General features: G+C 76.1%; 5 protein-coding genes, 1 tRNA gene and 1 pseudogene. 1 reads left to right on the top strand and 6 read right to left on the bottom strand.

What is annotated here, in order from left to right; genetic code table 11:
- From BG452_RS24260 to BG452_RS24285, 6 genes are all read right to left on the bottom strand, one after another.
- A partial coding sequence (locus BG452_RS24260) for a PrsW family glutamic-type intramembrane protease (protein ID WP_188306481.1) occupies nucleotides 1-654 on the bottom strand: 654 nt, incomplete at its 3' end.
- A gap of 115 nt (nucleotides 655-769) precedes the next feature.
- Nucleotides 770-1,600 (bottom strand): tRNA (guanosine(46)-N7)-methyltransferase TrmB, encoded by an 831-nt coding sequence (trmB, locus tag BG452_RS24265; RefSeq protein WP_317621202.1) that lies wholly within the window; start codon nucleotides 1,598-1,600, stop codon nucleotides 770-772.
- A 157-nt stretch (nucleotides 1,601-1,757) separates the two neighbouring features.
- Nucleotides 1,758-2,996 (bottom strand): L-2-hydroxyglutarate oxidase, encoded by a 1,239-nt coding sequence (lhgO, locus tag BG452_RS24270; RefSeq protein WP_188306482.1) that lies wholly within the window; start codon nucleotides 2,994-2,996, stop codon nucleotides 1,758-1,760.
- A 419-nt stretch (nucleotides 2,997-3,415) separates the two neighbouring features.
- On the bottom strand, nucleotides 3,416-4,993 hold the full coding sequence (locus BG452_RS24275; RefSeq protein ID WP_188306483.1) for a TROVE domain-containing protein: 1,578 nt from the start codon (nucleotides 4,991-4,993) through the stop codon (nucleotides 3,416-3,418).
- 278 nt (nucleotides 4,994-5,271) lie between these two features.
- A tRNA-OTHER gene (locus BG452_RS24280) sits at nucleotides 5,272-5,416 on the bottom strand.
- 207 nt (nucleotides 5,417-5,623) lie between these two features.
- Nucleotides 5,624-7,051: an MFS transporter gene (locus BG452_RS24285; RefSeq protein ID WP_188306484.1), complete on the bottom strand. Its 1,428-nt coding sequence runs from the start codon at nucleotides 7,049-7,051 to the stop codon at nucleotides 5,624-5,626.
- Nucleotides 7,052-7,778: 727 nt separating this feature from the next.
- Between BG452_RS24285 and BG452_RS24290 the strand changes: the two are divergent.
- Nucleotides 7,779-8,693: pseudogene (locus BG452_RS24290) on the top strand (asparagine synthase); the annotation flags it as partial.

The following is an 8,693-nucleotide window of genomic DNA, read 5'->3' on the forward strand; positions in this document are numbered from 1 at the left end:
GGGCCGGCCGGAGCGGCGGCCGTGGCAGCGCAGCCGCTGGCCGAGCGGCAGGAGCAGCACCAGCAGGGCGGTGGCCTTGGCGCTCTCCTCGATCACCGGGGTGGCGATCCCGGCGCCGAGCAGCCCGCCGAGGGCGCCCTGGTGGGTGGTCAGGTAGTCGGCGGTCCAGTTGTTGGCGAGGATCGCGACGGTGGTGGCCGCGCAGGCGCCCCAGCCGAGGCAGAACACGGTGTGCCGCAGCGGTACCCGGGCGGTCAGGTTGAGCCAGGCCAGGCCGCCCAGCACGAAGGGCAGCGGCACCATCGCCAGGCCGAGGCCCACCAGCAGTCCGACGGTGCCGGTCTGCCGATGGACCAGGTACAGGATCAGCACCCCGCAGCAGCTCAGGATCAGGACGGCGGCCGCGGTGACCGAGGAGAGCGCCGCCGAGCGGCCACGGCCGGGGGACTGTTCCGGGGAGCCCGGTGCGGAGGGAGCGGCGGGCGGTGACGCGCCGCCGGGCCGGGGCAGCAGCCGGTCGGCCCGGCGCCTCCGGGGCCCCGGGATGGTCCGGGTGTCGCCGGGGCGCGGGACCGTACCCGGTGCGTCGGCGGCGGTGCGGACGGTGGCCCGCCCCGACCGGACGCCACGGCCGCCGCCGGACGGGCTGCCCATGCGGCACAGGGTAGGCCACGGCGGCGGCCCGTCGGGAGGAGTCGGGACGAACGGTTCGTCCCGGGCCGGACCGCCCGTACGGCCCGCCCGGGCCCGTTCGAACGGCGGCGGAGCGTCAGCGGCGGCGGAACAGCAGGTCGTGCACCACGTGGCCCTTGGCGATCCCGGCCCGCTCGAACTTGGTGAGCGGCCGCCAGTCCGGCCTGGGCGCGTAGCCGGGGATGCTGCCGTCCGGGTGGTCCGCGGGCTCCAGCCAGCCGGTGCCGTCACCCTCGGGGTGCAGGTTCTCCAGCTCCGGCGAGGCGGACAGCACGGCCAGCATCTGCTCCGCGTACGGCTCCCAGTCCGTCGCGCAGTGCACCAGGGCGCCCGGGGCGAGCCGGGGCAGCACCAGGTCGAGGAAGGACGGCTGGACCAGCCGGCGCTTGTGGTGCTTGGGCTTGGGCCACGGGTCGGCGAAGTAGACCCGCAGGCCGGCCAGCGAGGCGTCCGGCAGCATGTCGCGCAGCAGGATGACGGCGTCGCCGGCGGCCAGCCGGACGTTCTGCGAGCCGTCGCGCTCCAGCATGCCGAGCAGGTTGCCGTGGCCGGGGGTGTGCACGTCGGCGGCCAGGATGCCGGTCGACGGGTCGGCGGCGGCCATCGCGGCGGTGGTCTCGCCCATGCCGAAGCCGATCTCCAGGGTGACCGGCAGGCCGCCGAACAGCTCCGGCAGGTCGAGCGGGGTGCCGTCGATCGGGACGCCGTACGTCTCCCAGCTCCGGTCCAGGGCGCCCGCCTGGGCGTTGGTCATCCGGCCCCGGCGCGGCTGGAAGCTGCGGATGCGCCGCTCCCGGTGCTGTTCCTCGGTGGCCTTGTGCGGGTACATCGGCGCGGGGTAGGCGGCCGGCGCCGCGGACAGCCGGGCGGACGGCGATTGCTGGGGGATCGGGGCGGTGGCAGTCACAATCACCCGAGTCTACGGGGCCGCGCGGGGCGCCCGGAGGGGTGTGTGACGGGGTTCATCCGCGGGGCTCCCGCCGGGCCTCCCGTCGCCCTCCCGCCGGGCCTCCGCCGGCCTCCCACCGGGCTCGTGCCGCGCCCTTCGCCGGACCAGCCCCCGCTCAGCCGCCGGCCGCCAGCGCGGCCAGGGCCCGGCGGGCCACCTCGCGGCCGATCGGCAGCGAGGCCGTAGCGGCGGGGGAGGGGGCGTTCAGCACGTGCACCGTGCGGCGCGGGGAGCGCGGGTCCTCGGGGTCGAAGCCGGCGAAGGCGAAGTCGTCCAGCAGCGAGCCGTCCCGGGCCACCGCCTGGGCCCGTACCCCGGCGGCGGCCGGCACCAGGTCGGCGGCGGTCACGGCGGGCAGCAGGCGCCGGACGGCGGTGGTGAACGCCCGCTTGGACAGCGAGCGGTGGAGCTCGCCGACCTCGTAGCGCCAGTGCCGCCGGAGGATCCGCCAGGTGCCGGGGAAGGCGAGGGTCCCGGCCAGGTCGCGCGGGTGGACGGTGCGCCAGTCGTAGCCCTCGCGGGCCAGCGCGGGCACCGCGTTCGGGCCGACGTGGACGTCCCCGTGGATGCCCCGGGTGAGGTGCACCCCGAGGAAGGGGAAGGCCGGGTCGGGCACCGGGTACACCAGTCCGCGCACCAAGTCCCGGCGCTGCTCGGCCAGTTCGTAGTACTCACCGCGGAACGGCACGATCCGCACCCCCGGGTCGTCCCCGGCCAGCCGGGCGATCCGGTCGCTGTGCAGCCCGGCGCAGTTCACCAGCACCCGGCAGCGCAGCTCCCCGTCGGCGGTGCCGACCGTCACGCCGTCCCGGCGCCGGGCGACCGTCCGGACCTCGGTGCCCGGCCGCAGTTCGGCGCCCGCCTCCCGGGCCAGCCGGGCGTACGTCGTCGCGACGGCCGGGAAGTCGCAGATGCCGGTGGTGCCGACGTGCAGCCCGGCCCGCCCGCGGACCGCCGGCTCGTACCGGGCGATCCCGGCCCGGTCCAGCTCGGTGACCGGGATGCCGTTCGCCCGGCCGCGCTCGGCCAGCGCCGCAAGTCGGGGCAGTTCGGCGTCCTCGGTCGCCACGATCAGCTTTCCGGTGACCTCGTGCGGGATGCCGTGCTCGCGGCAGAACGCCACCATCTCGGCGGCGCCCGCGACGGCGAACCGGGCCTTGTACGAGCCGGGGCGGTAGTAGACGCCGCTGTGGATCACCCCGCTGTTGCGCCCCGTCTGGTGCGCCGCGAAGCCGTTCTCCTTCTCCAGCACCGCCACCCGCAGCCCGGAGTCGCCCCTGGTCAGGGCGTACGCGGTGGCCAGGCCGACGATGCCGCCGCCGACCACCACGACATCGAACCCGCCGTCCGCCACGCTGCGCTCCTCGTCCGCCGCCCGACCCCTGCGGCCGATGGTGCCACGGGAGTCGGCCGTCGGCGCCGGTTTCCCGCAGGTTGCACCGGTGGCCCTCGGCGGGCTTCGCGCCGCGCTCCGGTCGACGTCGCGCCGTGCGTCGGTCGGCCCGTCAAGGCTCCGCCGCTTCGGTGCGTGGTCCGTCGTGCGTGGTCCGTCGTCCGTCGTGCCGCTGTGGGTGGGGCATGCCGAGGTGGACGGCAGAACACTGCCGCCCACCTCGCCGTGCGGGGTGGAGCCGCTCCCCAGTGGCTCCACCCCCGGTGCGGCCGGGGCGCTCGCGCGCCGGGCCCCCGGCCCCGCGCGTCCACCGCCGTCCCCCGTCCGGCCGCGTGGTGGTGTGGCCCGGTCCCCCGACCCGGCACACCACCGTCCCCCCGCTAGACCTCCCAGGGCCAGCCGGCGTCGGCCCCCGCCTCCAGGAGGGGGATCAGCCGGAAGGCCGCGTCGCTGAGGCCGCCGAAGGTGTGCCGGTTGGCGACGCCGCTCGGGCCGTGGCCGGTGGCGTAGCCGGCCAGGTTCCAGGTGTAGACGGGTATCCGGGCCGGTACGGCGGCCAGCGGGTCGCTGCCCCGGTAGCCGAAGCCGGGCTGCTCGTCGGTGACGATCACCACCCGGTCGTGGCCCCGGTAGTGGGTGCGGACGGCCTCGGCGGTGTTGGTGCCGCCGAGGTTCGAGAACCGCTCCAGCACCCGCAGCACCGCCTCCCCGCGGCCGACCTCGATGACCCGGCTGCTGCTGCCGAACTCGACCAGGTCCGCCTCGGCCGCCCGCACCTTCAGCGCGGTGCCGAAGATCGCCGCCGAGTCCGCCCGGTTGAGCTGGGTCTGCGCGCTGGGCCGGTCGAACATCGAGCCGGAGCGGTCCACCAGGATCAGCGTCCGGCCGGGCAGCTCGGGCACGTTGGCGAGCGAGTGGCCGAGCGCCGTCTCCAGCGCGTGCCCCCACCGCAGCGAGGGCGCGTGCCGGTAGGCCGCCAGGTAGCGGAACGGGAACTGGCGCGAGCGCCGCACCTCGCCCCGGTCCGAGACGCGCCGGGCCACCTCGGCCGCGACCGCGTCCGACACCCGGGCCTGGTCGAAGTTGCGCAGGTTCCGCACCAGCGCCATCGGGCCCATCGAGGGGATGACCGCCTCCCAGACCGGCGCGTCCAGCGGGCCCTGCAGCCAGCCCGCCAGCGCCTCCCAGGTCAGCCCGGCGGCGGCCAGCCGCTCCGCGCCGTCCGGCGCCGTCACGGCGGCCCGGCGCTGCTCGACCGGCAGCGCGAGCAGCTCGCGGTTGGCGGTCAGCATCCGGTCGGTGACCGGCGGGACGGCCTCCTCCGGCCGGTGCCGGCGGTCCAGGGCGTAGCCGAACAGCGCGCCCTGCCAGGGCTTGGCCGGGTCCGGCGTCGGGTGGGTCAGCTCCAGGACGTCACCGAAGCGGTAGCCCTTGCTCGCGGTGTCGTACTTGAGCAGCGCGCGGGCGTCGTACAGCCGCCGCACCGCGTCCGCGACGCCGCGCTTGAGCGGCTTGGGCAGCGCCCGGCCGTAGCGCGAGGTCCAGTAGGCGAGCAGCTCGCCGGGCTCGTCGGCGCGCCGCAGCACCGCGTCGACGGCCTGCCGGGAGTACCCGTGGGCGCCGGCGTCCAGCCGGGCCCGGGTGAACTCGGCGGCGCCGACCAGCGCGGCGGTGCGCAGCTGTGCCCCGTACCGCAGCCAGCGCAGCAGCCCGAGGGTCCACTCCGGGTCGCTGACGGCGAGTTCGCGCACCAGGGCGGTGTAGCGGTCGTCGCGGGCGCCGCCGCGCTCGTAGAAGGTGTCCTGGCCGACCAGGTTGGCCACGGCCAGCAGGAACAGCTCGGACTTGCCGTCCCGGACGTACCCGACGCCGCCGTTGCGGTTGGCGACGCGTCGCCCGGTGGTGGTCACCGGCGACGTGGGAGTCGCCTTGGCCTTGCGGAAGTTGAACCTGGACATGCTGCAGCCCCCCTCGGCGTGCTTGGTCGTCTACGGGAGGGAGGCATGCCGCGGCCGGGGTGCCCGAGATCATGCCGGCCGTCGTCCGACGGCCGACCTCGGCGGAGGTGTATGCCTTGTGCTCTACCGGATTGAGCTAGCGGCCGCACTCGCGCACGGCACGCCCGGGATTTGAACCCGGAGCCGCAAGATCCGAAGTAACCCCCGCCTGCGCACCGGGCACTCCGAAGCGCAGCTGCCTCCCGAGATCAGGTCGGCGGCGGTGTTTCGCGGGTTCGAACCGCTGCGCCGGAATACCGGCGCCTACCAGAAGTAACCGCTGCCTTCGCACCGGGAGGTGCGGAATTCTATTCACGTGTAGGTGTCCAGAGTTCAAGGTCGGCTGAGGTGACGAAGCTGCTCTACCAACTGAGCTACACCGGCCCGAAAAGTACCGGTGGCGGGACTCGAACCCGCGACCTGCCCATTAGGAGTGGAAGTAACCTCTGCCTGCGCACCTGGACGAGAGTGACCTTATCCAGGCCCCTCCCGCAGGTGCATCCCATTTATCGGCAGGCCGTTCCATCGGGCCGTTCCGTCAGGCCGTTCCGTCAGGCCGTTCCGTCAGGCCGTCCCGCCGGCTCCGGCGGCTCACGCCGGAGCGACGATCACCGCCCGCGCCCGCTCGGTCAACTCCCGTACCCGGCGCTCACCCTGGAAGGGCTCCAGCCGGCGCAGCATCTCCACCACGTACTCCCGGCTGCGCTGCGAGGAGATCCGGCCGGCCACCTCGACGGCGCGCTCGCCGGCGGCGACCGCGGCGTCCAGGTTGCCCGCCTCGGCCTCGGCCATCGCCGAGACCACCAGCCGCAGGCCGTGCGAGCGGACGAAGCCCTCGGTGGGCTTGGCCAGCGCCTCGCGGGTGAACTGCCGGACCTTGGAGGGCACTCCGAGGTCGCGGAAGCACTCGGCGGCGTCGGCGGCGAGCCGGTCGTAGGCGTAGAAGTCGATCCACGCCGGATCGGGGTCCCCGGCGCGCGACCGTTCGAGTGCGCTCTCCGCCGCGCCGAGCGCCGTCGCGCACGCCGCCGCGTTGCGGGCCTTGGCCTGGGCCCGTGCCTCCACCAGATGGAAGAAGCTCATGGTCCGGGCGGTGGCCAGGCTGCGGTTGCGCTCCAGCGCGGCCTGGGCGAGGTCGACGGCCTCCTCGGCGAAGCCCCGGTAGCCGGCCTGCAGGCTCATCGAGGCCAGCACATAGCCGCCGAGCGGCACGTCGGCGGCGGCCCGGGCGAGCCGCAGGGCCTGGATGTAGTACCGCTGGGCCGCCTCGTGCTGCCCGGTGTCGAAGGCCATCCAGCCGGCCAGCCTGGTCAGTTCGGCCGTCGCACCGAACAGAGCCCGGCCGACCGCGTCGCTGTACGAGGCCAGCAGCAGCGGCGCCGCCTCCACCCGCAGGCACTCCGGCACCATCGACGAACGCCAGTCCCCGCCACCGTACTTGGAGTCCCAACGGCGGGCCTCCTGGGCGGCCTCGCGGAGCTTGACGGCGTCCGAGTGGCCGACCCGGTAGGAGGAGTTCTCGCTGGGGGAGCGCGGCACCTCGCGGGCCACCGAGCCGTCCGCCGGGTTGATCAGCCAGCGGGAGACGGGCGTCGCGTACGCGGCGACCGAGAAGGTGCCGGCCAGGCTGTCGCTCCAGCGGCCGCCGCCGGGCCCGCGCCGCAGGTCGAGGTCGACCCGGAAGAGGTCGGTGGCCGAGCGCACCGCGTCGGCGACCTCGCGCGGGAAGGCCAGGCCGAGTTCGGGCGCCGGGTCGGTGTCGCCCAGGCCGATCTCCTCCAGCGGGACGGGCCGGCCGAGCTTGCCGCCGATCGCGGTGGCGATCAGGTGCGGGACGGGCCCCTGCGGGACCATGCCCTTGCTCACCCAGCGGGCCACCGAGGTCTTGTCGTAGCGCAGTGTCAGACCGCGCTGGGCGCCCAGGTCGTTGACCCGGCGGGCCAGTCCGGCGTTGCTGATCTGGGCGAGGGTCAGGAGCGTGCCGAGCCGTTCGTTCGGTCCTCGTGGGCTGACGGTCATGGTGGCGGCGGCACCTCCTGCGGCCTTGTGCGCGGGGCCCGGGCGGCGCCGGGCCGTAGCTGCTGTACCTAGAGTAGTCGGACGCGTTCCGACGGTTAAGAGGCCGCATTCCGGATGGCGGGATCGCGCACCCGGCGGTGTCGCGCCGGGCTGCCGCGGGAGTTGGTCCGGACCACCCGGGGCGGTTCGGCCGCGTCGCGCGCCGGAGCGCCGTGCTCCGGTCCCGTGTTCACGTGCGCCCGGCCGTGCCCCCTGGCCCGACCGGCCGCGCGGCGATTCGCTGGTGGTCGTGGGTCGGCCCGCCGTCGAGGACCCGGCGGGCCGGGGGATGCCGCCGCCTCAATCCCCGCGGGCGGCGGTTGAGTCCGGGAGGGCATGCGGATGCCCTCCCGGGCGGGGCGACGCCTTTCGGCCATCTCGCGATGCCCATGTCAAGGGTGCCGCCCGGGCGGTCCGGGCCACGGAGGGGGAGGCCCGGCCCGCCCGCATCCACCCCCGCGCCCAACTCCTGCCCCGGGTGCGCCGAAACGGAAGCGGAACCGACAACACCGGCCCCGACGGCGGCCGGTGGTGGCACGATGTCTCCTGACGGCGCGCCGGAACGAGGGCACGCCCGGACGCGCGTGCGGGCCGCCCGGAAACCGGGGCCGCCCCGGCACCCCACCCGGCCGCCCGCCCGGCGCCGGACGCGCCGCGCGAGTGCAGGTCCTCGTCCGGTGGAGGCGCGATGCGGTGGCTGACGGGCTGGAGCACGGGTGCGCCCCGGGCGGGAGTGCCCGCCCACGAGGCCCTCGCCACGGTCGCCCCCATCGCCGCCCGACCCCTCTGGACCGGCCCCAACCCGCTCTGGGCCGTGGGCGACTGGCGCCCCGAGGAGATCCGCCTGGTCACCCTCCGCCCCGGAGCCCCCGCCGTCGTCAGCACCGGCCCCACCACCCCCGACCCGGTCGCGGACACCCCCGCCACCACCCGGCTCGCCGTCCTCGGCCACTGCGGGGCCACCGACCCCGAACTCGCCGCCGGCCTCGCCGCCGCCCGCGGCGGCGCCGTCCGCCACCTCACCGCCTGGCCCGGCAGCTACACCGTGGTGCTCCGCACCGGCACCCGCTCCACCCTGCTGCTCACCGACCTCGCCGGCGCCCAGCCCGTCTTCCACACCCCCTGGGCCGGCGGCACCGCGTACGCCACCGCCGCCCTCCCGCTCGCCGACCTGGTCGGCTCCGCCCTGGACACCGGCCACCTCGCCGCCCGGCTCGCCTGCCCCGAATCCCCGGAGGCGCTCGGCACCGGCACCCCGTACCTGGGCGTCCAGCGGGTGCCGCCCGGCCATGTGCTCGCCATCCGCGGCGGCCGCCCGTACCTGGACGCCTACGACGAACCGCCCGGCGCCGACCAGCCGCGCGACGAGGCGCCCGCCATCCGCGAACTCACCCGCGCCCTGCTGGAATCCGTCCGCTCCCGGGTCCGCACCCCCGCACCGGCCACCGACCCCACCGGGCGGGCCCGGCTCGGCGTCGACCTCTCGTACGGGACGGCCTCCGCCACCGTCGCCCTGCTCGCCGCCGCCGTGCCGCTGCCACCGGTCCCGGCGGGCGGGCTGCCGGCGGCCCGGGCCGGGGCGGGCGTCGGCGCCAGGGCCGGT

The sequence above is a fragment of the Streptomyces sp. CBMA123 genome (assembly GCF_014596465.1).
GTDB lineage: Bacteria > Actinomycetota > Actinomycetes > Streptomycetales > Streptomycetaceae > Kitasatospora.

Excerpts from the sequence above, each read along its gene's own strand:
- BG452_RS24275 (WP_188306483.1), bottom strand. The coding sequence starts at position 4,993 with ATGTCCAGGTTCAACTTCCGCAAGGCCAAGGCGACTCCCACGTCGCCG.
- BG452_RS24285 (WP_188306484.1), bottom strand. The coding sequence starts at position 7,051 with ATGACCGTCAGCCCACGAGGACCGAACGAACGGCTCGGCACGCTCCTG.